The 25222-nt window shown below is 68.9% G+C and carries 22 protein-coding genes and 2 pseudogenes; 16 read left to right on the top strand and 8 right to left on the bottom strand.

The features are described 5' to 3' along the window. Position 1 precedes the first annotated feature (1 nt). On the bottom strand, positions 2-901 hold the full coding sequence (locus HLB44_RS10965) for a GNAT family N-acetyltransferase (RefSeq protein WP_173122617.1): 900 nt from the start codon (positions 899-901) through the stop codon (positions 2-4). Between the two features lie 383 nt (positions 902-1284). Here HLB44_RS10965 and HLB44_RS10970 point away from each other — a divergent pair, with 383 nt between their 5' ends. The 8 genes from HLB44_RS10970 (at position 1285) to HLB44_RS11005 (ending at position 11197) form a co-directional block, all read left to right on the top strand. Further along, positions 1285-1950: a haloacid dehalogenase type II gene (locus HLB44_RS10970; RefSeq protein ID WP_173122618.1), complete on the top strand. Its 666-nt coding sequence runs from the start codon at positions 1285-1287 to the stop codon at positions 1948-1950. A 31-nt stretch (positions 1951-1981) separates the two neighbouring features. After that, positions 1982-3274 (top strand): NAD(P)/FAD-dependent oxidoreductase, encoded by a 1293-nt coding sequence (locus HLB44_RS10975; RefSeq protein WP_173122619.1) that lies wholly within the window; start codon positions 1982-1984, stop codon positions 3272-3274. Positions 3275-3342: 68 nt separating this feature from the next. Next, positions 3343-4962 (top strand): ABC transporter substrate-binding protein, encoded by a 1620-nt coding sequence (locus HLB44_RS10980; protein ID WP_173122620.1) that lies wholly within the window; start codon positions 3343-3345, stop codon positions 4960-4962. A gap of 139 nt (positions 4963-5101) precedes the next feature. After that, complete coding sequence (locus HLB44_RS10985; RefSeq protein ID WP_173122621.1) at positions 5102-6058, top strand: ABC transporter permease; 957 nt, start codon at positions 5102-5104, stop codon at positions 6056-6058. A gap of 12 nt (positions 6059-6070) precedes the next feature. Continuing rightward, positions 6071-6943, top strand: coding sequence for an ABC transporter permease (locus tag HLB44_RS10990; RefSeq protein ID WP_173122622.1), 873 nt, complete (start codon positions 6071-6073; stop codon positions 6941-6943). Further along, the gene (locus tag HLB44_RS10995) at positions 6943-8583 is read left to right on the top strand and encodes an ABC transporter ATP-binding protein (RefSeq protein WP_173122623.1); all 1641 of its coding nucleotides are present in this window, start codon (positions 6943-6945) and stop codon (positions 8581-8583) included. Before HLB44_RS10990 ends, HLB44_RS10995 begins: the two co-directional genes overlap by 1 nt. Positions 8584-8601: 18 nt before the next feature. After that, on the top strand, positions 8602-9693 hold the full coding sequence (locus tag HLB44_RS11000) for a tartrate dehydrogenase (protein WP_173122624.1): 1092 nt from the start codon (positions 8602-8604) through the stop codon (positions 9691-9693). A gap of 31 nt (positions 9694-9724) precedes the next feature. Beyond that, positions 9725-11197 (top strand): NAD-dependent succinate-semialdehyde dehydrogenase, encoded by a 1473-nt coding sequence (locus HLB44_RS11005; protein WP_173122625.1) that lies wholly within the window; start codon positions 9725-9727, stop codon positions 11195-11197. 18 nt (positions 11198-11215) lie between these two features. On the opposite strand, the gene HLB44_RS11010 is transcribed toward HLB44_RS11005, so the two are convergent. Continuing rightward, positions 11216-11509 (bottom strand): LysR family transcriptional regulator, encoded by a 294-nt coding sequence (locus HLB44_RS11010; RefSeq protein WP_173122626.1) that lies wholly within the window; start codon positions 11507-11509, stop codon positions 11216-11218. Here HLB44_RS11010 and HLB44_RS11015 point away from each other — a divergent pair. Together HLB44_RS11015 and HLB44_RS37150 are read left to right on the top strand one after the other, a co-directional pair. Further along, positions 11508-11825 (top strand): annotated as a pseudogene (locus tag HLB44_RS11015) (ABC transporter substrate-binding protein); the annotation flags it as partial. The gene HLB44_RS11010 and the pseudogene HLB44_RS11015 overlap by 2 nt on opposite strands. 7 nt (positions 11826-11832) lie before the next feature. Next, positions 11833-12252, top strand: a pseudogene (locus HLB44_RS37150) (NAD(P)/FAD-dependent oxidoreductase); the annotation flags it as partial. Positions 12253-12288: 36 nt separating this feature from the next. Here HLB44_RS37150 and HLB44_RS11020 read toward each other — a convergent pair. The 4 genes from HLB44_RS11020 to HLB44_RS11035 all read right to left on the bottom strand — a co-directional run bounded on the left by HLB44_RS11020 (position 12289) and on the right by HLB44_RS11035 (position 17426). Further along, the gene (locus HLB44_RS11020; protein ID WP_173122627.1) at positions 12289-13188 is read right to left on the bottom strand and encodes a GNAT family N-acetyltransferase; all 900 of its coding nucleotides are present in this window, start codon (positions 13186-13188) and stop codon (positions 12289-12291) included. 31 nt (positions 13189-13219) lie between these two features. Then, positions 13220-14512: a D-amino acid dehydrogenase gene (locus HLB44_RS11025; RefSeq protein WP_173122628.1), complete on the bottom strand. Its 1293-nt coding sequence runs from the start codon at positions 14510-14512 to the stop codon at positions 13220-13222. Between the two features lie 46 nt (positions 14513-14558). Beyond that, positions 14559-15890: an NAD(P)/FAD-dependent oxidoreductase gene (locus HLB44_RS11030; protein WP_173122629.1), complete on the bottom strand. Its 1332-nt coding sequence runs from the start codon at positions 15888-15890 to the stop codon at positions 14559-14561. 75 nt (positions 15891-15965) lie between these two features. Further along, entirely contained in the window at positions 15966-17426 is a 1461-nt protein-coding gene (locus HLB44_RS11035) for an aldehyde dehydrogenase family protein (protein ID WP_173122630.1), read from the bottom strand. A 362-nt stretch (positions 17427-17788) separates the two neighbouring features. Here HLB44_RS11035 and HLB44_RS11040 point away from each other — a divergent pair, with 362 nt between their 5' ends. Genes HLB44_RS11040 through HLB44_RS11065 form a run of 6 tightly spaced genes read left to right on the top strand, consistent with a single transcriptional unit; the run spans position 17789 to position 23296 of the window. After that, positions 17789-18508, top strand: coding sequence for an aspartate/glutamate racemase family protein (locus tag HLB44_RS11040; RefSeq protein WP_173122631.1), 720 nt, complete (start codon positions 17789-17791; stop codon positions 18506-18508). After that, positions 18505-19773: a 3-oxo-tetronate kinase gene (gene otnK / locus HLB44_RS11045; protein WP_173122632.1), complete on the top strand. Its 1269-nt coding sequence runs from the start codon at positions 18505-18507 to the stop codon at positions 19771-19773. The genes HLB44_RS11040 and otnK overlap by 4 nt, the downstream gene beginning before the upstream one ends. Continuing rightward, positions 19770-20465 (top strand): class II aldolase/adducin family protein, encoded by a 696-nt coding sequence (locus tag HLB44_RS11050; protein WP_173122633.1) that lies wholly within the window; start codon positions 19770-19772, stop codon positions 20463-20465. The genes otnK and HLB44_RS11050 overlap by 4 nt, the downstream gene beginning before the upstream one ends. Before the next feature lie 12 nt (positions 20466-20477). After that, complete coding sequence (locus HLB44_RS11055; RefSeq protein ID WP_173122634.1) at positions 20478-21620, top strand: NAD(P)/FAD-dependent oxidoreductase; 1143 nt, start codon at positions 20478-20480, stop codon at positions 21618-21620. Next, positions 21610-21918, top strand: coding sequence for a (2Fe-2S)-binding protein (locus tag HLB44_RS11060; RefSeq protein ID WP_173122635.1), 309 nt, complete (start codon positions 21610-21612; stop codon positions 21916-21918). The genes HLB44_RS11055 and HLB44_RS11060 overlap by 11 nt, the downstream gene beginning before the upstream one ends. Continuing rightward, positions 21908-23296 (top strand): FAD-dependent oxidoreductase, encoded by a 1389-nt coding sequence (locus HLB44_RS11065; RefSeq protein WP_173122636.1) that lies wholly within the window; start codon positions 21908-21910, stop codon positions 23294-23296. The genes HLB44_RS11060 and HLB44_RS11065 overlap by 11 nt, the downstream gene beginning before the upstream one ends. Before the next feature lie 23 nt (positions 23297-23319). Here the strand turns inward: HLB44_RS11065 and HLB44_RS11070 are convergent, their stop codons facing one another. Beyond that, complete coding sequence (locus HLB44_RS11070) at positions 23320-23853, bottom strand: Lrp/AsnC family transcriptional regulator (protein ID WP_173122637.1); 534 nt, start codon at positions 23851-23853, stop codon at positions 23320-23322. A gap of 30 nt (positions 23854-23883) precedes the next feature. Next, on the bottom strand, positions 23884-25206 hold the full coding sequence (locus HLB44_RS11075; RefSeq protein WP_217283636.1) for an aspartate aminotransferase family protein: 1323 nt from the start codon (positions 25204-25206) through the stop codon (positions 23884-23886). Positions 25207-25222 lie beyond the last annotated feature (16 nt).

Below are 25222 nucleotides of genomic sequence, written 5' to 3' on the forward strand. Positions count from 1 at the left end.
GTTATCCCATCGCCTGCGTGACGATCGCGAACAGGCGCGGCGCGCTGGCGGCCGACGCAGGCGCGGCCGGCACCGCACCGGACAGTGGCGCGCGCTGCATCGTCACCGGCGCATCGACGCGCAGCAGGCCGAGGCTTTCCAGCCATTCGGCCAAGCCGGCGTCAGCATCGACATCGATGCGCGTGAAGCGGCCGGCATTCAGCCCCGACAGGTGCGCGATCAGTGCACGCGCGCCGTCGGCATCCGGCGCGACGACCGGTCCGATCGCATGGCCGCGGCCGAAGCGGCGCAGCAGGCCGAAGCCGCGGGGCTGGTCGTCGTGGGTCAGCACGACGGCGGCGTCGGCATCGGCGATCAGCTCGTCGATCAGGGCATCCCGCGGCATGCCGCGCGCGGTCGCATCGAGGGCCTTCAGCGCCGGCAGATCACCGGCGCCCGCCGGGCGCAGCCGCCAGCCGCTGTCCAGCGCGACCAGCGGCGCCGGCAACGCAACGCCCTGGTGCTGGCGCAACTCTCCGATGCGCTGGAAGCCCAGGCGCTCATACAGGCCGCGGCCTTCGAGCGTCGCGTGCAGCAGCACGCTGCAGCCGTCCAGGCCGTCGAGCAGCGCGCTCATCAGGCGATGGCCGATGCGGCGCCCCTGCGCTGCCGGCGCGACGACCACCAGCCCGATCGTCGCGTCCCGCGCACCCCAGCGAAAGCGCAGGCCGGTGCCCAGTGTCTCGCCATCGCGCTCGGCGACCAGCCCTTCGCCATGCCGAAAGACCTGCTCCCAGTCGGCCGGCCGATGCGGCCAGCGCAGAGCGTCGGTCAGCGCGTGCGCCGCGGCGAGGTCGGCGTCGGTCATCGGTCGCAGTTGCACGCCGTCGGCCACCGGCGGTTTCGAAATTCGTGCACCCATTGGGCGTGGTCTCCACAGGGTTGAGGGCGCCTATCTTGGTCTGAACGGCGCGCCCGCGCCAGCACGAATACGGCGCGGAACGCAATACGGCAGCATCGGCTGCGCAGGCCGTGCTGCGCGGCATTCGCTGCCGAGGCGCTCGTGTCCATGCACACAAATGCGGCAGCACCTTCATGACATCGCCGGCCGGCAGCTGCAGAAGCGGGCGTCCGCACTTTCCCTAGGCATGCCGCACCACTTCCGCGCTCACCGCATGGCATGCCGCAAAGACCCCTGCAAACAACAGCTTCTCATCGGCGGGACGGCCAATACATCACATGCCCCCGGCCCGCCCATGCTGCAATGAAGCCGTCACGAAGAGCCACTCACACCAGCGAGACATCATGACCTTCCGCCCCAAATTCATCACCTTCGACTGCTACGGCACCCTGACCCGTTTTCGCATGGGCGACATCGCCCGCGAAATGTTCGCCGACCGCATCCCGGCCGAGCGCATGGAGCAGTTCATCGCAGACTTCTCGGCCTACCGCTTCGACGAGGTGTTGGGCGCCTGGCAGCCGTACGAGGTGGTGCTGAAGAACGCCATTCGCCGCCTGTGCCGCAAATGGAAGCTGCAGTACATCGACGCCGAGGCGCAGCAGTACTACGACGCCGTGCCCACGTGGGGCCCGCATGCCGATGTGCCGGCCGGCCTGGCGAAGATCGCCAACGAGATCCCGCTGGTGATCCTGTCCAACGCGTCGGACGACCAGATCCACAGCAACGTGGCCAAGCTGGGCGCGCCGTTCCATCGGGTGTATACCGCGCAGATGGCACAGGCCTACAAGCCGCGCCTGCAGGCCTTCGAGTACATGTTCGACTCGCTGGGCTGCAACCCCGAAGACGTGCTGCACGTCTCGTCCAGCCTGCGCTACGACCTGATGTCGGCGGATGACCTCGGCATCGTCAACAAGGTCTTCGTCAACCGCGGCCACGGCCCGGGCAACGCGGCCTACCGCTACACCGAGATCACCGACATCGGCGGCCTGCCGGGCGTCGTGGGTCTCTGACGCTTTCTCTTCCATTCACGACCGCCCCGCGATGAAACTCGACGCCTACTGGACTGACAGCGCCCCGGCCTTCCGGCCCAAGGGCCGCGAACTGCCGTCCCAGGTGGATGTGGCCATCGTCGGCGGCGGCTTCACCGGCCTGTCGGCCGCGCATGCGCTGGCGCAGCGCGGTGCGACGGTGGCGGTGCTGGAAGCGGGTGACCGCGTGGCCGCCGAAGCCTCGGGCCGCAACGGCGGCCACGTGAACAACGGCCTGGCGGTCGACTATGCCGAGGTGGCCGCCAAGTACGGCGCCGACCGCGCCACCGCCTGGTACCGCGCGTATGACGACGCCGTCGACACCGTGGCACGGCTGGTGCGGGACGAGAAGATCGACTGCGACTTCAGCCGCACCGGCAAGCTCAAGCTCGCGACACGGCCGGCCGGCCTGGACGCGCTGCGCCGCAGCGCCGAGCGGCTGCAGCGCGATGGCGTCGACACCGACACCGAGATCCTCGATGCCGCCGCGGTGCGCGCCGAGGTGCAGAGCGACCGCTTCCACGGCGGCCTGCTCTACAAGCGCAGCGGCCAGATGCACATGGGCCGGTTTGCCTCGGGCCTGGCCGCAGCGGCCGAGCAGCGCGGCGCTCAGATCCACACCGGCACCTGCGTGCAGCGCGTCGAGCGCATCGGTGCCGGCCACGCGCACCGCCTGCACACCACGCACGGCCCCATCACCGCACAGCAGGTGCTGCTGGCCACCGGTGCCACGCGGCACGGCGGCTACGGCAGCTTCGGCTGGCTGCGCCGCCGCATCGTGCCGATCGGCAGCTTCATCGTCGTCACCGAGCCGCTCGGGCGCCGCCGCGCCGATGCGCTGCTGGCCGGCCGGCGCACCTACGTGACGGTGGCCAACATCCACCACTACTTCCGGCTCACGGCCGACCATCGCCTGGTCTTCGGCGGGCGCGCGCGCTTTGCCATCTCCAGCCCGACGTCGGACGCCGCCAGCGGCGAGATCCTGCGCGCCGGCCTGGCCGAGACCTTCCCGCAGCTGGGCAAGGTGCGCCTCGACTACTGCTGGGGCGGCCTGGTCGACATGACGCAAGACCGCCTGCCGCACGCCGGCGAGCGCGAAGGCCTGTACTACGCCATGGGCTACAGCGGCCACGGCACGCAGATGTCGGTGCACATGGGCCAGAAGATGGCCGCGGTGATGGCCGGCGATGCCGATGCGAATCCCTGGCGCGACCGCGCCTGGCCCGCCATTCCGGGCCATGTCGGCCCACCCTGGTTCCTGCCCGCGGTAGGTCTGTACTACCGCTTGAAAGACCGCTTGTCCTGACTTACAAAAGACGCGTCCAGCGCGTCATGCCCACCCGTCCGTCCTCGACCCTTCTCGGAGTCCGCACCATGAGCAGCCATCGCCAACCTCTCGACAACCTCGTCGGTCCCCAGGAAAGCCAGCGCCTGCTGACGGCCCTGCAACGCGGGGCCACGCGGCGCGACATCCTGGGCCTGCTGATGGCCGGCGGCATGCAGGCCGGCCTGGCCGGCACGCTGGCGACGACGGCGCTGTCGGTGCAGGCGCAGACGCCCAAGCGCGGCGGCAAGCTGCGCGTGGCCGGCGCCACCGCGGCGGCCACCGACACGCTGGACCCCGCCAAGTACTCGAACCAGACCGACTATTCGCGCGGCATGATGGTCTACAACGGCCTGTTCTCGCTGGACGGAACGCTGACGCCGCAGCCTGCGCTGGCCGAGAAGTCCGACACCAAGGACGCCAAGACCTGGGTCTTCACGCTCCGCAAGGGCGTCAGCTTCCACGACGGCAAGCCGCTGACGCCAGCCGACGTGGTGTTTTCGATCATGCGCCACAAGGACCCGGCCACGGCCTCGAAGGCCAAGGCCCTCGCCGACCAGATCGAGAGCGTGAAGGCCAGCGGCCCGAACGAGGTCACCATGGTGCTGACCTCGCCCAATGCCGACCTGCCGGTGATACTGGGCACCTTCCAGTTCCACATCGTCAAGGAAGGCACGACCGACTTCTCCGCCGGCATCGGCACCGGGCCGTACAAGATGAAGGAGTTCAAGCCCGGCGTGCGCTCGCTGGCCGTGCGCAATGACGGCTATTGGAAGACCGGCCGGCCGTACCTGGACGAGATCGAATTCGTCGGCATCGGCGACGAGGGCGCGCGCGTCAACGCGCTGCTGTCCGGTGGCATGGACCTCGTGGGCGTGGTGAACCCGCGCTCGGTGGCGCGCATCAAGGCCACGCCGGGCTATGCCATCTTCGAGACGCAATCGGGCCAGTATTCCGACCTGGTCATGCGCAAGGACATGGGTCCGGGCCAGAACGAGGATTTCATCCTGGCGATGAAGTACATGTTCGACCGCCAACAATTGAAGAAGACCGTGGCGCTGGACCACGCGGTGGTGGCCAACGACCAGCCGATCGATCCCACCAATCGCTTCTATTTCGCCGGCCTGCCGCAGCGGGCCTTCGACCTGGACAAGGCGAAATTCCACCTGCAGAAGTCGGGCGTGACGGGCAAGGTGCCGGTGGTCGCTTCACCGGCGGCGACGTATTCGGTGGAAATCGCGCTGGTGCTGCAGCAGACCGCGCAGCGCATCGGCCTGGACCTGGACGTCAAGCGCATGCCGGCCGACGGCTACTGGTCGAACCATTGGCTCAACAGCCCCGTCGGCTTCGGCAACGTGAACCCGCGGCCGAGTGCGGACACCATCCTCACGCAGTTCTTCAAGTCGGATGCGGCGTGGAACGAGTCGCGCTGGAAGAACCCGAAGTTCGACCAGCTGCTGGTGGCTGCGCGTGCCGAAACCGATCTGGCCAAGCGCAAGCAGATGTACGCCGACATGCAGACGATGATTCATCAGGAAGCCGGGATCGGCATTCCGCTGTTCCTGGCGAGCATCGATGGCCACAGCACCAAGGTGAAGGGTCTGTCGCCGATTCCTCTGGGTGGGCTGATGGGCTATTCCTTCGCCGAGCACGTGTGGATGGAAGGTTGAAGAACTTGACCACCCCCCGAAGCGGCCTTCGGCCGCCTCCCCCCAAGGGGGGCGGCCCCGGCGGCCCGGCAAAGCCGGTTCCGCGGCGCCCGCTGGATGGGCGCCGGCTGACGCGGCGCTGAAGATCGAGGACCACACCATGAACACCATCATCCTGAAACTGCTGACCCAGCGAATCGCGATCGCACTGCTGTCGCTGCTCGCGGTCTCGGTCGTCGTGTTCGCGGTCACCGCGGTGCTGCCCGGCGATGCCGCGCAGGAGCAGTTGGGGCAGGACTCGACGCCTGAAGCGCTGGCCGCGCTGCGTGCCCAGATGGGCCTGGACGTGCCCGCACCGCAACGCTACCTGCGCTGGCTGGGCGGCCTGTTGCGGGGCGACATGGGCCAGTCGGCCACCACCCAGATGCCCGTGACACAGCTGGTCGGCTCCCGGCTGCCCAATTCGCTGCTGCTCGCGGCCATCACCGCGCTGTTCTCGGTGCCCATCGCGCTGTCGGCCGGCATCGCCGCGGCGGTGTGGCGCGGATCGTGGTTCGATCGCGCGGCCTCCAGCGCGGCGGTGGCCGTGGTCTCGGTGCCCGAATTCCTGGTCGCCACGCTGATGGTGGTGGTGTTCGCGGTGCAGCTGCGCTGGCTGCCCGCGCTGTCCTACGTCAGCGACATCGAATCGATGGGCCAGGTGCTGCGTGCCTTCGCGATGCCGGTGCTCACGCTGTGCTGCGTGATCGTGGCGCAGATGATGCGCATGACCCGCGCCGCCGTGATCGACCAGCTGGAGGCGCCGTACATCGAGATGGTGCAGCTCAAGGGCGCCTCGCCGCTGCGCACCGTGCTGCTGCACGCGCTGCCGAATGCCGTGGGGCCGATCGCCAACGCGGTGGCGCTGAGCCTGTCGTACCTGCTGGGCGGCGTGATCATCGTCGAGACCATCTTCAACTACCCCGGCATCGCCAAGCTGATGGTCGACGGCGTCACGCAGCGCGACATGCCGCTGGTGCAGGGCTGCGCGATGCTGTTCTGCGCCGGCTACCTGATCCTCGTCACGTTCGCGGATGTGTGCGGCATCGTCGCCAACCCGCGGCTGCGCCATCGCTAACGGATGAAACCCATGGCCACGATTCCGATTCCCCTGTCTCCGCCCGGCCCGCTGACCGCACTGCGCGAGCGCCTGGCTGCCTTTGGTCCGTCCGGCCTCCTCGGCCTGGCGGTGGTGCTGTTCTGGGTGCTGGCGGCACTCGTCGGACCGGCGCTGCTGGCGCGCGGCGGTGCCGAGGGCGGCGGCGATGTCTTCGCCCCCATCAGCGCCATGCACTGGCTGGGCACCGATTACCTGGGCCGCGACATGCTGGCCCGCGTGATCGAAGGCGCGCGCTACACCGTGGGCGTCGCCTTCATCGCCACGCTGCTGGCCAGCGGCACCGGCATCACGCTGGCGCTGCTGGCGGCCGCCAGCAATCGCTGGATCGACGGCGGCCTGAGCCGCCTGCTGGACACGCTGACGGCGATCCCCAGCAAGATGTTCGCGCTGCTGATGGTGGCGGGCTTCGGCTCGTCGGTGCCGATGCTCGTTCTGACTGCCGCGGTGATCTATGTTCCCGGCGCCTACCGCATGGCCCGCGCCCTGGCGGTGAACATCAACGCCATGGATTACGTGACCGTGGCCCGCACGCGCGGCGAGGGCACCTGGTACGTGATGCGGCGGGAGATCCTGCCCAACATCGCCGGCCCGATGCTGGCCGACCTGGGGCTGCGCTTCGTCTACGCCGTGCTGCTGCTGGCTTCTCTGAGCTTCCTGGGCCTGGGCGTGCAGCCGCCGCAGGCGGACTGGGGTTCGCTGGTGCGCGAAAACATCGGCGCACTGGCCGAGGGTGGCGCATCCGTCATCGCGCCGGCACTGGCCATCGCGAGCCTGACGATCGCGGTGAACCTGGTGATCGACAACCTGCCGGGCCGTGCGGCCCGCGAACGGGGGAACCGCTGATGGGCAGCACCGTAACGGTCCAGGGCCTCTGCGTCACCGCAGGCACGGCCACGCTGGTCGACAACCTCAACTTCACCATCCAGCCGGGCGAGGTCCTGGCGCTGATCGGTGAATCGGGCTCCGGCAAGACCACCACCGCGCTGGCGCTGATGGGCCACGCGCGCCGCGGCTGCCGCATCTCCGAAGGCGTGATCCGCATCGGCGACGTGGACGTGCGCCAGCTGGCGCCCGGTCAGCTGCGCGCCTTGCGCGGCCGCACCGTGTCGTACATCGCGCAGAGCGCGGCGGCTTCCTTCAACCCCTCGCGCACGATCCTGGACCAGGTGGTGGAGCCTGCGCTGCTGCACGGCACGCTGCCGCGTGCGCAGGCTGAATTGAAGGCCATCGCGCTCTTCCGGGAACTGGCTCTGCCCGATCCGGAAACCATCGGCCAGCGTTACCCGCACCAGGTGTCCGGCGGCCAGCTGCAGCGGCTGATGGCTGCGATGGCGCTGATCACCGATCCCGAGCTGGTGATCCTGGACGAGCCGACCACCGCGCTGGACGTGACCACGCAGATCGAGGTGCTGCGCGCCTTCCGCCGCGTGGTGCGCGAGCGGCAGGTAACGGCGGTGTACGTCAGCCACGACCTGGCCGTGGTGGCGCAGATGGCCGACCACATCCTGGTGCTGCGCGAAGGCCGCATGCAGGAGATGAACGGCACCGACCGCATCCTGGCGCAACCCTCGCACGAATACACCAAGAGCCTGCTGGCCGCGGCACGGCCGGTGACGCGCATCTCCGGCCGCGATGCCGCCGACGAAGCGCTGCTGCTCGAAGTGAGCGGCCTCAACGCGGGCTACGGTCCGGTCGACGCGAAGGGCCGGCCGCAAACCCTGATCCTCGAGGACATCGACCTCGTGCTCAGGCGTGGCCAGGCCATCGGCGTCATCGGCGAATCGGGCTCGGGCAAGACCACGCTGGCCCGCGCCATCGCCGGCCTGCTGGCCCCCAGCCACGGCAGCGTGCGCTTCGAGGGGCAACCGCTGGCCGGCACGCTGCAGCAGCGCACGAAGGAGCAGCTGCGCCGCATCCAGATCGTGTTCCAGATGGCCGACACGGCGCTGAACCCCTCGCACACCATTCGCGACATCCTGGCGCGGCCGCTGCAGTTCTACAAGGGCCTGCGCGGCGCGCCGCTGCAGGCGCGCATCGACGAACTGCTGGACCTGGTCAAGCTGCCGCGCACGGTGGCCGACCGCCTGCCCGGCGGTCTGTCCGGCGGCCAGAAGCAGCGCGTGAACCTGGCGCGCGCGCTGGCGGCCGAGCCGGAGCTGATCCTGTGCGACGAGGTCACCTCGGCACTGGACACGGTGGTCGGCGCCGCGGTGCTGGACCTGATCGCCGAGCTGCGGCGCGAGCTGGGCCTGTCCATCCTCTTCATCAGCCACGACCTGCACACCGTGCGCGCGGTGTGCGACGAGATCGTCGTGATGCAGCACGGCAAGAAGCTGGCGCAGGTGGCCCGTGCCGACTACGACCGCCGGCCGCAGCATCCCTATTACGAACTGCTGGCGCGTTCGGTGCCCGAGCTGCGTCGCGGCTGGCTCGACGAGATCGACGCCGCGCGCCCCGCGCTGCATGCCGTACATGCCGCCTGACACCGAACTGGAGCGTCCATGACCACCCCCACCTACCGCATCGCCGCGATCGCCGGCGACGGCATCGGCCGCGAAGTGCTGCCTGAAGGCCTGCGCGTGCTCGAAGCCGCTGCCAAGCGCTTCGGCTTCACGCTCGAGGTCCGCCACATCGAATGGGCCAGCTGCGACTACTACCAGGCCCATGGCCAGATGATGCCGGACGACTGGAAGGCGCAGCTCGAAGGATTCGACGCGATCTACTTCGGCGCCGTCGGCTGGCCGGCCACGGTGCCGGACCACGTCTCGCTGTGGGGCTCGCTGCTGAAGTTCCGGCGCGAGTTCGACCAGTACGTGAACCTGCGCCCGGTGCGCCTCTTCGAAGGCGTGCCCTGCCCGCTGGCCGGCCGCAAGCCCGGCGACATCGACTACCTGGTGGTGCGTGAGAACACCGAGGGGGAGTACACCGCGCTGGGCGGCGTGATGTACGAAGGCACCGAGCGCGAGATCGTGATCCAGGAGTCGGTGTTCTCGCGCCATGGTGCCGACCGCGTGCTGAAGTTCGCCTTCGAGGCCGCCCGCGCGCGCCAGCGCAAGCACCTGACCGTGGCGACCAAGAGCAACGGCATCGCCATCAGCATGCCGTGGTGGGACGGCCGCGCCGACGCCGTCGGCCGCGACTATCCCGACGTCACCGTCGACAAGCAGCACATCGACATCCTCAGCGCCCGCTTCGTGCTGCAGCCCACGCGCTTCGACGTCGTCGTGGCGAGCAACCTGTTCGGCGACATCCTGTCCGACCTGGGTCCGGCCACTGCCGGCACGATCGGCCTGGCGCCCTCCGCCAACCTGAACCCCGAGCGCAAATTTCCGTCGTTGTTCGAGCCCGTGCACGGCTCGGCACCGGACATCTACGGCAAGAACATCGCCAACCCGGTCGCGATGATCTGGTCGGGCGCGCTGATGCTGGACTTCCTGACGCAAGGCCAGGGCGCAGGACGCGCTGCGCACGACGCGATCGTCAAGGCGATCGAGCGGGTGCTGGTCGAAGGCCCGCGCACGCCGGACCTGGGCGGCAAGGCGTCGACGACCGAGCTCGGCCAGGCCATTGCTGCGCTGGTTGCCGCCGGCTGAACCCCTTTCAAGATCGAACGAGACCATTGCCATGCCACTGACCCTGCAACGCGACGACCTGATGCCCGGGCGCAACCTGATCGGCGAATGGCGCGAAGCCGCTGAAGGACGCCGCTTCGACGTGACCGACCCGGCCACCGACACCGTGTTCGCCAGCGTGCCCGACAGCGGCGCCGCCGATGCGCACGCCGCGGTCGATGCGGCGCACGCGGCATTTCCGGCCTGGCGCGCACTGCCCGCGAAGCAGCGCGCGCAGATCCTCAAGCGCTGGAACGCGCTGATGCTCGCGCACCAGGACGACCTCGGCAAGCTGATCTCGCGCGAGCAGGGCAAGCCGCTGGCCGAAGGCCGTGGCGAGGTCGCGTACGCTGCGAGTTATGTGGAATGGTTCGCCGAGGAAGCCACGCGCGCCAATGGCGACGTGATTCCCGCGCCGGTCGCGGGCCGCCGCATGCTGGCGCTGAAGGAGCCGGTCGGCGTGGTCGCGGCGATCACGCCGTGGAATTTTCCGGCCGCGATGATCGCGCGCAAGATCGCGCCGGCGCTCGCGGTCGGCTGCACGGTGGTGTGCAAGCCCGCGGAAGACACGCCGCTGACCTCGCTGGCGCTGGTGCGCCTGGCCGAAGAGGCCGGCGTGCCGGCGGGCGTGCTGAACATCGTCACCGCCTCGCGCGAGCGCACGCCCGAAGTCGTCGACCAGTGGCTCGACGATGCGCGTGTGCGCAAGATCACCTTCACCGGCTCGACGCCGGTCGGCAAGCACCTGGCGCGGCGCTCGGCCGATACGTTGAAGAAGCTGTCACTCGAACTGGGCGGCAATGCGCCCTTCATCGTCTTCGACGATGCCGACCTCGACGCTGCCGTCGAGGGCCTGATGGTCGCCAAGTTCCGCAACGGCGGCCAGACCTGCGTCTGCCCGAACCGGGTCTTCGTGCAATCGGCCGTGCACGACCGCTTCGTCGACAAGCTCGCGGCCCGCATCGCGGCGCTGAAGGTCGGCCCGGCCAGCGCGGCCGATTCGCAGATCGGGCCGATGATCAATGCGCGCGCGGTCGACAAGATCCTGCACCACCTGCGCGATGCCGTCGAACGGGGTGCACGCATCGTCGTCGGCGGTGAACGGCTGGCGTCGCTGGGCCCGAACTACGTCGCGCCGACCCTGCTGGTCGGCGCCGATGCGACGATGGCCTGCTCGTGCGAGGAGACCTTCGGTCCGGTGGTGCCGGTGACGCGCTTCGACAGCGAAGCCGAAGTCATCGCCGCAGCGAATGCCACGCCTTATGGTCTGGCGGCCTACTTCTATTCGAACGACATGCGCCGCGCCTGGCGCGTAACCGATGCGCTCGAATGCGGGCTCGTCGGCGTCAACGAAGGCGCGCTGGCCGCCGAAGCGGCGCCCTTCGGCGGCGTCAAGGAATCGGGTTACGGACGCGAAGGCTCGGTGCACGGCCTGGACGACTACCTGCATCTGAAATACGTCTGCCAGGGGCAACTGGGTCGGTGAATCCGGCCGCGCAATCAATCAGCCAATGCCATCGCGCGCGCGGCCACGACCGGGAAGGCGCGCGCAGACCCGCAAACTGCCGCTCAGCGCGCGCCTCTCGGCCTGGACGGTGCCGGGCATGGCATCGAGCCGCTCGAGCAGCTGGCGCGCTTCGGCGGCGAAACGCTCGCCTTCGGCCGTGAGGCGCAGGCGGTGGGAGCTGCGCACGGCCGGGTTGAAGCCCAGCTTGGCCTCCAGGTGCTTCAAGCGGGTCGACAGCGCCGACGGCGTCACCCGCAGCGATCGCGCCGCGGCGCTCAGCGAGCTGGCCATGCTGATGGCCGGTGGCATGCAGGCGGCGCTGGCCGGCGGCATCGCCGCCGCGGCCGCGAGCGCGCATGCGCAGACGCCGCGCAAGGGCGGGCGATTGCGCGTGGCAGGGGCTGCCGCCGCGGTCACCGACACGTTGGATCCGGCCAAGCAGTCCAACCACACTGACTACATCCGCGGCTTCATGTTCTACAACGGCCTGACCACCCTGGACGGCAGCCTCGTCCCCCAGCCGTCGCTGGCGGAGGAGTTCAGCACCAACGACGCCAAGACGTGGGTCTTCAAGCTGCGCAAGGGCGTCAGCTTCCACGACGGCAAGCCGCCACCAGGACGGCGGCATCGCGATGCACGTGGGCAAGTTCGGTGTCGGGCTCGCGCACGCTGCGGTGCGCCACGGTGCACGCATTGCCGAACAGGCGCCGATGACACAGATGGACCGCCAATCCGATGGCAGCTTCCGCGTGACCAGTGCGCGCGGGACCATCGATGTCGCGGTCGTGCAACGCCTGCTGCCGCACCGCCGCAACTACGTCAACTCGAAGAACTTCGTCAACTATTTCCGCGTCACGCCTGACAACCGCCTGGTGTTCGGCGGACGCGCGCGTTTTGCAGTGTCGAATCCGCGCTCCGACGAAAAGAGCGGGCGCATCCTGCTCGCCTCGCTGGAAGAGTTCTTCCCCGAGCTGCGCGGCGTGCGCATCGACTACTGCTGGGGCGGGATGGTCGACATGACCGCGGACCGCCTGGCTGCATTGACCCACGACAGCCGAGCCGGGGGCCGCTCACCCCATCGACTGAGAGATCAGTGCCCAACCGCCGCTCGCCGCACCGCGCGGCGGCAGCTTGCCACGCACCATGGCGGTGACCCGTCCGACGCGCCGCAGACCCAGGCAGTCCAGCCACTCCGGCAAGCCGCTCTCCGCATCGACGTCGATGCGCAGGAACTGGCCGGCGTACAGGTTGCACCAGTGACGGATCAGTGCGCGAGCAGACGCCACGTCCGGCGCGACCACCGGCCCGATCACGTGGCCGCGACCGAAGCGGCGCAGCACCGAGAAGCCCACCGCCTGGCCCTTGCGATCGAACACGACGGCCTGCTCGTCGACCAGCAGCTGGCGCAGCACCGACGGACGCGGCAGGCCGGCCGCCTTCACGTCGAGCGCTGCGAGCACGTCGCCATCGCACCGGTCGGGCGGACGCAGGCGCTCGCCTTCGGCCAGCAACGGCCCGGGCGTCTTCAGGGCGATGCCCTGGTGTTGGCGGATCTCGCCGACGCTGCAAAAACCCAGCCGCGCGTACAGCGCCCGACCTTCCGCAGTCGCGTACAGCAGGACATGGCGGCGCCCGGCGTCCTGCAGCAGCGCGCTCATCAGGCGCCCGCCGATGCCCTGGCCCTGCAAGGCCGGCGAGACGATGACGAGGCCGAGCGAGGCTCGGTCAGTGCCCCACAACCAGCGCAGCGCGGTACCGACGACCGCGCCGTCACGCTCGGCGACGACACCGGCGCCGTGTGCGAGCGCGAACCGCCAGTCCTCCAGGCGATGCGGCCACTGCTGCTGGACCGACAACGCCTGCGCGGCTTCCAGATCGCTAACGCGAAAAGGACGCAGGCCAACGTCGCCCGACAGGGCCGTCGCAGCCGAATGCGCGGTGGTTTCGGTGTCGAGTCGAAGTGCAGTCATGCTCTCTCCCCTTTCGGCGCCCGGTCGGGCCTCATGTCGCGGGACGCGCCACCCACCGCACCGGCGCGGCCGGGCGATAGCGCTCGATGCCGAGCCCTTCCGGGTCGATCTCCGGCTGCCGGCCGAGCACCAGGTCGGCGATCAGGCGGCCGGAGCCGGCCGCCATCGTCCAACCGAGCGTGCCGTGCCCCGTATCGAGGAACAGGCCGCCCACCGGCGTGGCGCCGACGATGGGCGTGCTGTCCGGCGTCATCGGGCGCAGGCCGGTCCAGAACTCGCCGGCGGCGAGGTCACCGGCGCCGGGGAACAGCTCCTGCACCACCTTCTCGAGCGTCGCGCGTCGTCGTGGCCGCAGTGTCAGGTCATGGCCCGCCAACTCGGCCATGCCGCCGATGCGGATGCGGCGGTCGAAGCGCGTGACCGCCACCTTGTAGGTCTCGTCGAGCACCGTTGATACCGGCGCCGCCGCCTCGTCGCGCACCGGAATGGTCAGCGAATAGCCCTTCACGGGATAAACCGGCACGTCGATCCTGAGCGGCGCGAGCAGCGCGGGCGTGTGGCTGCCGAGCGCGACGACGCAGGCATCGACGGTGACCCGCTCCGCACCTACGCGCACCGCGACGACGCTGCCGCCTTCGACCTCGAGCCCGCCCACGACCGCGCCGTACCGGAACTGCACGCCGAGGGCAGCCGCGCGGTCGGCGAGTTGGCGCGTGAACAGCTGGCAGTCGCCGGTCTCGTCATTGGGCAGCCGCAACCCGCCACTCAAGCGCTGCGCCACGCCGGCGAGCGCCGGCTCCGCCCGCGCGAGCTCGTCGCGCCCGAGCAGCTCGAACGGCACGCCGAACCCGCGCAATACCTCGACATCGCGACCCGCCGCGTCGAGCTGCGCCGCGCTGCGGAAGAGCTGCAGCGTGCCGAGGTTGCGCTGCTCGTACGACAACTGCGCGGCGGCACGCAGCTCGCGCAGCACATCACGGCTGTATTCGGCCAGGCGCATCATGCGGCGCTTGTTGGTGGCATAGCGCTGCGCATTGCATTGGCCCAGCATGCGCGCGAGCCACACCCACTGAGCTAACGAGCCATCGGGACGGATCGCCAGCGGCGCATGGCGCTGGAACAGCCACTTCAGGGCTTTCAGTGGGACCCCGGGGGCGGCCCATGGCGTCGAGTAGCCCGGCGACACCTGCCCCGCATTGGCGAAACTCGTCTCCAATGCGGGGCCGTCGCGCCGCTCGAGAACGATGACATCAGCGCCGGCGCGCGCGAGGTGCCACGCGGCGGACACGCCGATCACGCCGGCACCGAGAACCGCGACTTTCATTGGGTCACTCTCCGATTCATGCATTCGCCGAAAAACCGCCAAGAGGCTAAAAGTCAGCGACCTTGCCCCATGCGGAGTCGCTGAATCGGCTGGGCCGATACGGCACGGGATCGACGATCGGTTCGGCAGCACCGCTGGCAATGTCCGCGATCAGGTGGCCCGCGCCGGGGCCGATGCCGAAGCCGTGTCCGGAAAAGCCCGCGGCCAGGATGAATCCCGGCATGCTCGGCACTTCGCCAATCCCGGGAACACCGTCCGGCGTGCTGTCGACGAAGCCGGCCCACGCGTGCGTGATCTTGGCGTCGCGAAGTTGGGGCAGCAGTTCGACGGCACGGCGGTGGGTCTCCCTGATCGTGCGCATGCAGGGCTTCGGATCGAGGATGCGCATCCGCTCCATCGGCGTCGGCGCATCGAGCCGCCACCGCGCCAGCGTTTCATGGCCACTGCGCATGCCTTGCAGGCCGCCCGGCAGAAGGCTGCGCCAGCGCTTGGCGAACATCGGCACGAATTGCGGGGCGAAGCGCATGAACTGCGGCGTCACGTCCACGCGCGCGCGGCCGCTGATGGCCAGTGCATAGCGTCCGTCGCTGCGCCGCGTGGCGGACACGCCTCCGCCAAACACCACGGCATCCGGCAAGCGCTGCTCCACAGACGACACGCTCAGGATGGATTGACGGATCGAGGCCTGGGGAAATCGGATGCCCAGTTGTCGGCAGAACGAGGACGCCCAGGCGCCGCCGGCGAGCACGGCCGTCCTGGTCTTGATGACGCCGGCTTCCGTGATGACGCCGCTGACCCGCCCGCCCTCCGTCTCGATGCCGCGGGCCGCGCAGTTCTGGTGAACGCTGGCACCGAGCTTGATGAGCGCCGCAGCCACGGCAGGCGCTGCCTTGCCAGGATCAGCGGTGCCATCGCTGGGCGAGAAGACCCCACCTTTCCAGGCGCGGCCGGTCGCCTGCCCGCGCTGGGCGGCCTCCCGGCTGCTCAGCGTGTGGGTGGTCACGCCGGCGGTCTTCGCAAAATCACCCCAACTGGCCCAGCGGGACAGCTCGGCCTCGTCGTTGCTGAGATACAGCAGCCCGCAGCGGTGAAATCCCGTGTCTTCACCGCTCTCGGCGGCAAAGCGCTCCCAGAGGTCGAGGCTCTTGGTCGCCAACGGCAGTTCGCGAGCGTCGCGGTTCTGCTGGCGGCACCAGCCCCAATTGCGGCTCGACTGCTCGGCGCCGATCCTCCCCTTCTCGACCAAGGCGACCGACATGCCGCGCTTGGCCAGGTAGTAGGCGGTGAAGACACCGATGATGCCGCCGCCGATCACGACGACGTCAGCCGAGGCCGGCGGCTTGGGGGAGGTGTTGATGTGCTGCAACGGCGGGGACATGATGCGTTTCGCTCCTGGGTTCAAGCCTGCACGGGGGCCGCGGTCATGATTGCTCCTGCGCGTCGCGCGACGATTTCACTGATGAAAGCCAAGAATGGCTTTGGTTTCCAGGTATTCCTCGAGACCTTCTATTCCGTATTCGCGGCCATTGCCTGACCGCTTGTATCCGCCGAATGGGGCATGGGGGCTCCAGGCCGGATGGTTGATGTGCACTTGTCCGGACCGGATCCGCGCAGCGACAGCGCGCGCCGCAACGAGGTCTTTCCCTTGCACGTGGGCGCCCAGGCCGTAGACCGTGTCGTTGGCGATCTCCACGGCCTCGTCCACGCTGTCGTACGCGATGATCGACAGCACCGGCCCGAAGATCTCCTCCTGCGCAATCTGCATCTGCGGATGCACCGCGGAGAAGATGGTCGGCCGGCAGTAGAAGCCGCGATTCAGGGTCTCCGGCCGGCCGGGCCCGCCGCAAACGAGCCGCGCGCCTTCGGCGATTCCAATGCCGATCATTTCCTGCACCCGATTGAATTGGGCGCGATTCGCCACCGGGCCATGCGTGGTCTGCGGCGAGCGCGGGTCGCCCACGACGAAGGCGGATGCCGCTTCGAGCGCGATCCGCTCGACTTCCTGCAGGCGCTCGCGGGGCACGAGCATGCGAGTGGGCGCGCTGCAGGATTGGCCGACGTTGCGGAAGGCGGCCGCGACGCCAGCCGGAACTGCACGTGCCAGGTCTGCGTCCGGCAAGATCACGTTCGGTGACTTCCCGCCGAGCTCCTGCGCCACGCGCTTCACCGTCGGGGCGGCCGCCTGGGCCACCAGGACGCCGGCCCGGGTCGAACCGGTGATCGAGATCATGTCCACGTCCGGATGCGCCGACAGCGCGGCACCGACCTCCGGCCCATTGCCATTCACCAGGTTGAACACGCCCGGCGGGATGCCGGCGTCGTGCATCACCTCCGCGAAGAGCAAGGCGCTCAGGGGCGACAGCTCGCTGGGCTTCAGGACGACCGTGCATCCTGCCGCCAGGGCGGGGCCGACCTTGGCTGTGATCTGGTAGAGCGGCCAGTTCCAGGGCGTGATGAGGCCGCACACGCCGATGGCCTCGCGCATGATGGCGACGTCCCCCCGATGCGTGAGAAACGGGTAGCTGGCCAGATTGTCCCGGGCCACGCGGATGTGCTCCGCCGCGACCGGCACCTGGGTGCTGCGCGCAAAGCCGATGGCAGCGCCCATCTCCAGTGAGATCGCCTGGGCGAACAGTTCCGCCCGCTCGAGGATCAGGGCGTGGACGCGGTCGAGAAGCAATGCCCTGCTCTGGGTGGAGCTCACGGACCAGGTGGTGAAGGCACGCCGCGCCGCAGCCACCGCCGCAGCAACATCCTGCGCAGTTCCCAGCGCGATCTCGGCGACTGGCTCCTCGGTCGACGGGTCGATGACAGTGGATCGAGCTTGGCCCTTGGACAGAACCCACTCCCCGTCAATGAACACGCGGTCCAATCGGCCGGCGCTCCTCAGTCGTTCGACGATGGCGGAGTTCATGGGATTTGTCCTTTGGAAATGGTGTCGAAGTTCATTGGGCCATTCGCGATGGCGCGATGTTAGCCCCGGCGTGCCGCAGAAAATGGCAGGGTTTCGTATTCGGCATGAGATGCTGTATGGCGCGAACCGGCGCAATGAAAATGCGGCGGCTGTGGCACGACACGCTATTGCACGGCTTTTTCGTCTGGCGCGAATGCTGCGTGGCGCGGCCCAAGCCGCACTGGCGTCTGTAGAACTCCAATTTCCTGACGGCCGAGGTTGCCGCAGTTTGGCGCGAGCTTGGCGCCACATTCGGCGTTTGCTGCTGCTCGTGCACGCGTGTTCGGCACCATGTACTGCGAAGGCGGCGTAATCTCGATCGCATGAAAACACGCTCCACCGAGCCGATCACGCTCGAAGGGATCCGGCGCATTGCCTTCATCCATACGGTCGCGATGCTGGTCGAGCGTTTCCGTCCGCGCTTCCAGTCGGAACTGCCAGACGCAGACTGCTTTCACATGCTGGACGAAAGTGTCCTGCAGGATCTGATCCGGCAAGGTCCTTCAATCGGCATCACGCGCCGCATCGTCACACTCGCACAAATGGCGGCCGATGCGGGTGCCGAGCTGATCGTTTTCACGTGCTCGTCGACCTCGCCGGCCATCGATATCGCGCGCCAGACGGTGCGTGTGCCGATCCTCAAGATCGACGATCCGCTCTACGCCCGCGTGGTGAGCGCGCCGGGCCGCGTCGGTCTGATCTGCACCGCCTCGTCGACGGTCGAGCCGAGCCGGGCACTGCTGGCTGCGCATGCGCAGAGCGCCGGCCGGGACATTCCGGCCGAGAGCGTCCTGTGCACGGCGGCATTCAATGCCCTGGCCAGTGGCCGGCGTGACCTGCACGATCGCCTCGTGTGCGAGGCTGCGGCGCAGTTGGCGCCACGCATCGATCGCATCGTCCTGGCGCAAGCCTCGTTGGCGCACCTGGCCCAACCGCTCGCCGAGCAACTGGGGCTGCCTGTGCTCGCGAGCCCGGAGCTGATGGTGCAGGACGTGGTCGCGCGGGTTCGGGATTCGGGCGCTCGCGACATGGAAAAGCCATGACCATCCTGCTCGGCTGCATCGCCGACGACTTCACCGGCGCCACCGACCTCGCGAACAACCTGGTGCGCGCCGGCATGCGCGTGGTGCAGGCCATCGGCGTGCCCGCAGGGCCGCTGGCCGCCGAAGCCGATGCGGTGGTGGTGGCGCTCAAGTCGCGCACCATCGCGCCGGCCGAGGCGGTGGCGCAATCGCTGCAAGCGCTGCGCTGGCTGCAGGCGCAGGGAGCGCGGCAGATCTACTTCAAGTACTGCTCCACCTTCGACAGCACGCCCGCGGGCAATATCGGCCCGGTGACGCAGGCTCTGATGGCTGCCATCGGCACGCCGTTCACCATCGCCACGCCGGCGTTCCCGGACAACCAGCGCACCGTCTTCAAAGGCTACCTGTTCGTCGGTGACGTGCTGCTCAGTGAAAGCGGCATGCGCCGCCATCCGCTCACGCCGATGACCGACGCCAACCTCGTGCGCGTGCTGCAGGCACAGACGCAGCAGCGCGTCGGCCTGATCGACCACCGCAGCGTCGCCGCGGGTGAAGCTGCGATCCGCGCGCGCATCTCCGAGTTGCAAGCCGAGGGCGTGGGCATCGCCATCGTCGATGCCGTGTCCAACGACGACCTGCTCCGCCTGGGCCCTGCCCTGAGCAATCTGCCACTGGTCACGGCGGGCTCGGGCGTGGCGCTCGGACTGCCGGCCAACTTCGGCCTCGCGCCATCGCCGCGGTCGGCCACGCTGCCGCCTGCGCGCGGGCTGCAGGCGATCGTTTCCGGCAGCTGTTCGACCGCGACCAACGCGCAGGTGGCCGAGTTCATGGCCTGCGGCGGCTGCGCACTGGCGCTGGATCCGCTGCGCATCGCAGCGGGCGACGACGTCGCCGGCGAGGCGCTCGCCTGGGCCCGGCCGCTGCTCGCCGATGGTCCGGTGCTGGTGTATTCCACCGCCCGGCCGGAAGCGGTCCAGGCCATCCAGGCGCGCGTGGGCGTCGAGGAGGCCGGCGCGATGGTCGAGCGCACGATCGCCAGCATCGCCTGCGGCCTGGTGGAACAGGGCGTGCGCCAGCTCGTCGTGGCCGGCGGTGAGACATCGGGTGCCTGCGTGCAGGCCTTGGCGATCTCGTCCCTGCTGATCGGTCCGCAGATCGATCCGGGCGTGCCGTGGTGTCATGCAGTGTCGCCGCTCGCGCCGGACGGCCTGCATGTCACGCTCAAGTCGGGCAACTTCGGCACCCCCGACTTCTTCCGCAGGGCCTTGCGGATGCTGGCGCAATGAGCGCACCCTTGCTCGACGAAGCCGCCGCGCGTTCGGAGATGTGCCGCGTCGGCCGCAGCTTGTTCGATCGGGGCTACGTGCACGCGACGGCGGGCAACATCAGCGTGCGCCTGGCCGACGGCTTCCTGATCACGCCGACGGACGCGTGCCTTGGTTTCCTGGACCCGGACCGGCTCGCGCGGCTGGACGCCGACGGACGCCAGGTCGCTGGCGACCGTGCCAGCAAGGCGATCGCGCTGCACCGGCGCATCTATGCGGCCACCGCGGCGAGCGGCCGTCCGGCCGGGTCGGTGATCCACACGCACAGCACCGCGCTGGTCGCGTGCTCGTTGAAGGCATTCGAAGCGAACGGGAGCGTGGCTGAAGAAGCCGAGTTGCTGCCACCGATCACGCCGTACTTCGTGATGAAGGTCGGCCGCGTCCCGCACATTCCCTACCGACGCCCCGGTGCGGACGAGGCCGCCGAGGCGGTGGCGCAGGCCATTGCCCGCCATGCTGCCGCGGGCCGGCAACTGCGTGCCGTGATGCTGGCGCGCCTGGGTCCGAACGTCTGGCACGACACGCCGGCCGCCGCGATGGCGGTGCTCGAGGAACTCGAGGAAACCGCGCGGCTTTGGCTGCAGGTGCGGCCGACACCACTCGACGAGGCGCAGATCGCCGAACTGCACAGCGTGTTCGGCGCAACGTGGTAACGATGGGTCTGCATGTCTGCTAGCGATGTGATCGTGATTGGCGGCGGTTTGGTCGGCACGGCAGTGGCCTATGGATTGGCGCAGCCCGGCAAGCGCGTCACGGTACTGGATGAAGGCGACGACGCGTTTCGCGCGTCACGGGGAAATTTCGGCCTGATCTGGGTCCATGGCAAAGGCCGCGGCGTTCCCCCCTATTCGCGTTGGAGTCGGGAATCCGCCCGGCTGTGGCCCACGCTGGCCGCGCAACTTCAGGCGGAAACCGGCATCGATGTGCAGGCCAGGCAGCCCGGCGCCTTCACTCTGTGCTTTTCCGAAGCCGAACTCGAGGCGCGCCGGGAAAGGCTGGCCGCCGTGCGCGATGAAGCGGGCGGCGAGTACCCGTACGAAATGCTGGACCGCGCGGCCCTGCTGCAGCGATTGCCCCATATCGGACCGACAGTGATCGGCGGCAGCTATTCGCCCATGGACGGCCACGTCAATCCGCTCAAGCTGCTGCGCGCCCTGCACACCGCATGCACCCAGCGGGGCGTGACGCTCAAGACGGGCCACGGCGTGCAGCGCATCACGCATGCGCACGGCCTGTTCACGGCGCACAGCGGCGGCCGGCAGTTTCGCGCGCCCAAGATCGTGCTGGCGGCGGGGCTGGGCAATGCCGGGCTGGCCGGCCATGTCGGCCTGCATGCGCCGGTGCGGCCCAATCGCGGCCAATTGCTCATCACCGAGCGCACTGAAAAGATCCTCGACTGTCCCACCGGCCACATCCGGCAGACCGACGAGGGCGGCATCCAGATCGGCGAATCAATGGAGGATGCGGGTTTCGACGACGGCACAACGACGCGCACATTGGCCGAACTCGCGCGCCGTGCCATTGCCAGTTTTCCCCTGCTCGGCCGGCTGAATGTGGTGCGGGTGTGGGGCGCATTGCGGGTCATGACGCCCGACGGTTATCCGATCTACCAGGAATCGACGACCTGCCCAGGCGCCTACGTGGTCACCTGCCACAGCGGCGTGACCTTGGCCGCGGCCCACGCCTTTCGCATCGCCCCGTGGATCAACGGCGCAGCCGTTCCCGAGGAACTGGTCGCCTTTCGGGGCGAGCGCTTTCCCGCCGCCGGCCACCCGACACCGGCCCTGGATCACCACCATGCCCACTGAACCGCTTTTTCGCCCGATTTCGGCGGCCGCCGATGCATCCGTCGACGTCGAGTTCAACGGTCGTCCCCTGACGGTGCCGGGCCAGGCCTCGCTGGCTGCCGCCTTGCTGGCGGCCGGTGTGGTGCGCTTTCGCTCCACGCCTGTGTCCGGTGCGCCACGTGCTCCCTACTGCATGATGGGCGTCTGCTTCGAATGCCTGCTTGAAATCGACGGCGTGGCCAACGCCCAAGCCTGCCTCGTGCAGGTCGAGGCGGGCATGAAGATCCGCTCGCAGGAAGGCGCCCGCCATGCAGCGTGATCCGGTGGATTTCGCGGTGGACGTCGCCGTGATCGGCGCCGGCCCGGCGGGTCTCGCAGCGGCCGCCACCGCGGCCGAACAGGGGCTGTCCGTCGTGCTGCTCGACGAGCAGGCCCATCCCGGCGGACAGATCTACCGCGACGTCGCGCGCGCCGGCGTCGATCGGATGCAGGTGCTCGGAAACGACTACGCTGCCGGTCGGGCGCTGGTCGAGCGCTTCGCTCAATCGACGGCGCGTCATGTGGGCGGCGCAGCCGTCTGGATCATCACCCGCGATCGGATCATTCACTACCTGAAGGATGGGCGATCCCAGTCCATCACGGCCGGCCAGGTCATCCTGTGCACCGGCGCAATGGAGCGGCCGTTTCCAATCCCGGGCTGGACGCTGCCCGGCGTGATGACCGCCGGCGCGGCGCAGATTCTTCTCAAGAGCGCCGGTGTCGTGCCGTCGCAGCCGGTCGTGCTGGCGGGCTGCGGACCCTTGCTGTACCTGCTGGCCTGGCAGTACTTGCGGGCCGGTGTGCGCATGGCCGCCATCGTCGACACCACGGAGCGCGGCGACTACCTGCGGGCCCTGCGCCATCTCGGCGGCGCCGTGGCGGGATGGCGCGAGGTGAAGAAAGGTCTCGGCCTGATCCGCAGCATCCGCCGGGCCGGCATCCCCTTCTACCGCGCCGCAACCGACCTGGCGGTCGAAGGTGACGCACGGGCGACGGCACTGCGCTTTCGTGTTGGCGCCAGGTCGCACCGCGTTGAAACCGACCTCGTGCTGCTGCACCAGGGCGTGGTGCCGAACCACCAGATCACGGCGTCGCTGCGCCTGCCCCACCGTTGGGACGACCAGCAGCTGTGCTGGGTGCCGCAGGCCGATGCCTGGGGGCACCTGGCGCTGGACGGCTTTCTCACGGCCGGCGACGGGCGGGGCATCGCGGGGGGCGCCGCGGCGGCCCTGCAAGGGCAGCTCGCCGGCCTGGCCGCTTCGCACGACGCCGGCCGCATGTCCGAACTCGAACGCGACCGCCAGGCCGAGCCGCTGCGGTCGGCGCTGCGTCGGCAGCTGCACATCCGGCCTTTCCTCGATGCGCTCTACCGTCCCAAGGTCCAGCATCGCGTGCCGGCCGACGACGTGATCGCCTGCCGCTGCGAGGAAGTCTCGGCCGGCGAGCTGCGCCGGATGGTCGCGCTCGGCTGCATGGGGCCGAGCCAGACCAAAGCCTTCTCGCGCTGCGGTATGGGGCCCTGCCAGGGCCGCCTTTGCGGCCTCACGGTGACCGAGGTCATCGCGCAGGCGCGTGGCGTCTCACCGGCCGAGGTCGGCCACCATCGGATCCGCGCTCCCATCAAGCCGATCACGCTCGAAGCGCTGGCTGCCCTTTGATTCCACGCGGTTTGACCGCGTGTTCAAGGGGAAGGCGCGTCAGTCACGGGATCGGACCCGATGTCACCCCGCGGCGCCGCGATGAGGCCGAGCGGATAGAGGCGCTTGCCGGATGACTGTCGCAATACGATTCGGCTCGTGAACTTCTCGATGCCGATATCGCTTTGCAGCAGGCGCTCCATCAGCGTCTGAAAGGAGACGACACTCGGCACCACGATTTGCAGCAGGTAGTCGTAGCCACCGCTGACGTTGTACCACTCGACGATTTCGCGGTGCTGACCGGCCACCTCTTCGAACTTGCGAAAGTCGGGGCGCCGATGGCTGCTGATGGTCACCTCGGAAAAGACGGTCACGCAGGAGCCCAGCTTCTCCAGCGCAATGTCGGCGCCATAGCCGCGAATGACCCCCATTTCCTGCAGCCGCTTCGTCCGCACGAGGCACGGACTCTGGCTCAGGCCGACGGCATCGGCCAACTCGACATTCGAGCAGCGACCCTCGCGCTGAAGGTGCACCAAGATCTTGAGGTCGAACTTGTCGAGCGAGACTGCAGAAGACATGGGTGGATCGTAGCGCCCTGTGTCGCCTCGCTAATCTGTGCTCTGCGCTTCTCCGAGGGCTTCGTCCAGCGCCGTGATGACCTGGCCAGCCTGGTCCGCAGACAGCACCAACGGCGGGCGGATCTTCAGCACGTTGTGTCCCATGGCACAGGCGCTGATCAACACGCCCTTGTCGCGCATGCGGTTGACCACCTGGCTCGTGAGCCCGCGATCCGGGGCCCGCGATGCGCGATCTCTGACCAGTTCGACCCCCACGAAAAGCCCTGCGTCGCGCACGTCGCCGATGGCCTCGTGCCGGCCGGCCAGGGCGGCGATGCCGTCGCGCAGGATCTTCCCGACCTTGGCCGCATGCTGCACCAGCCGGTCGCGCTCGATCGTGTCCAGGACCGCCAAAGCGGCCGCGCACGAGACGGTGTTGCCCGCAAAGGTGTTGAAGTAGCGCGAGCTCTTCCCGAATTCCGCCAGGGCGTCGGCGGTCGCCAGCAGTCCGGCAATCGGTTGGCCGTTGCCCATCGGCTTGCCCATCGTGACGATGTCGGGCACAACGCCATGACGCTGAAAACCCCAAAGATGTTCGCCGGTCCGGCCGAAACCGGGCTGCACCTCGTCGGCAATGAAGAGGCCGCCTGCCCGCTTGATGGCGTCGACCGCGCCTTTCAGGAAGCCCGCTGGCCCAGGCAGGATGCCATCGCTGGTGAACAGCGAATCGACGATCAGCGCGGCCGGCTTGATGCCGTGCCGCCGCAGGTCGGCGATGGCCGCCTCGACGTCGCGGGTGAAGCGCTCGGCAAGGTCGGAACCTTCGGCGTGGTAGAGACGCGGCGCCGGAACCAGGCGCACGTGCGCGCCGAGATCGACGCTGACACCCAGCGACGGCGAGAACTTCGAGACCGCGTCGGTGATGCCGTGGTAAGCCGTCTCGGTCACGATCACCCCGGTGCCGCCGGTGCGGACCTTCGCGATGCGGTACGCGAGGTCGTTGGCCTCGCTGCCCGTGCAGGTCAACATCAGGTGCGCGAGTCCGGTGCCCGGCACGCTCGCCAGCAGGCGTTCCGCCAGCTCGAGGATGGTGTCATGGAGATAGCGCGTATTGGTCGCCAGCGTCTGCACCTGCCGGCAGATCGCCTCGGCCACCGAAGGATGGCAATGCCCGAGCGATGTGACGTTGTTGTAGGCGTCGAGATAGCGGCGCCCCTGCGGGTCGATCAGCCAGGCGCCTTCGCCTCGAACGATGTGAAGCGGCCGTTCATACATCAGGCGGTAGGCCGGGCCGAGCAATGCGTCACGTCGCGCGATCATCGCGGCAGTGGCCGGGCCCACGTCGGCGCGGCCAGGGACGTAGGCATTGACCATGTTGAGGTCGGTCGTG

It is taken from the genome of Pseudaquabacterium terrae, assembly GCF_013266755.1.
In the GTDB taxonomy this organism is placed as follows: domain Bacteria; phylum Pseudomonadota; class Gammaproteobacteria; order Burkholderiales; family Burkholderiaceae_C; genus Pseudaquabacterium; species Pseudaquabacterium terrae.